The sequence below is a fragment of the Extibacter muris genome (assembly GCF_004345005.1).
In the GTDB taxonomy this organism is placed as follows: Bacteria; Bacillota; Clostridia; order Lachnospirales; family Lachnospiraceae; genus Extibacter; species Extibacter muris.
The window spans coordinates 1-637 of record NZ_SMMX01000080.1; the positions used below are offsets into that span (position 1 = coordinate 1).

Below are 637 nucleotides of genomic sequence, written 5' to 3' on the forward strand. Positions count from 1 at the left end.
CCTTTCCCCCCCCTCTCCTTTCTTCCTTCCCTTCCTTTCCGTCTCCTCCTCTTTTCCTCCTTGCTATTGTCCCCCTCTCCTCCCTCCTTTCTTTCCTCCTTCTCTCTCTTCTCCCCCCTTTCTGCTTTTGGGGACACCCTGAATTTGATCTTTTCCTTCTTTTTTTTCCCCCCCCTCCTTCCCCCTTTCGTTCTCTTTTTTCCTCCTTTTCCCCTTCTTCCCCTCCCTCCCCTTTCTTTTCCTCTCTTTTTCTTCTTTTTTTTCTTTTCTTTTCTCCCCCTTTCCCTTTTCTTTCCTCCCTTTTCTTTCTTTCCCTCTCTCTTCCTCTTCCTTTCTTCTCTTCCTCTTTTTCCTCCTTTGACAGATTTTCCCGGATTTCTTCTTCCTTCTTTTGCTTCCCTTCCTCTTCCTTTCCTCTTTCCCCTAAGCTGGTTGCATTTGTTCCTTCTTCTCTTCCTCCCCCTTTCTTCTCTTTTTCAGATCATACTTCTTTGTGCTTTTCTCCTTTTCTTTTTCCTCTCCTTTCTCTTCTTCCTTCTTTTCCTTCCCTCCTCTCTCCCTTTCTCCCCCTCTTTTCCTCTCCCCCTTTCCTCCCCTCCCTTTTCCCTTTTCCTTCTCGCTTCCTCTCCTTTTCTTC

At 46.5% G+C, this 637-nt stretch carries 1 protein-coding gene; it reads right to left on the minus strand.

Annotated features, from left to right (window positions below; genetic code table 11):
- Positions 1–423 precede the first annotated feature (423 nt).
- Positions 424–637 (minus strand): hypothetical protein (locus E1963_RS23710; protein ID WP_201272099.1); only part of this gene is annotated, 214 nt, incomplete at its 5' end.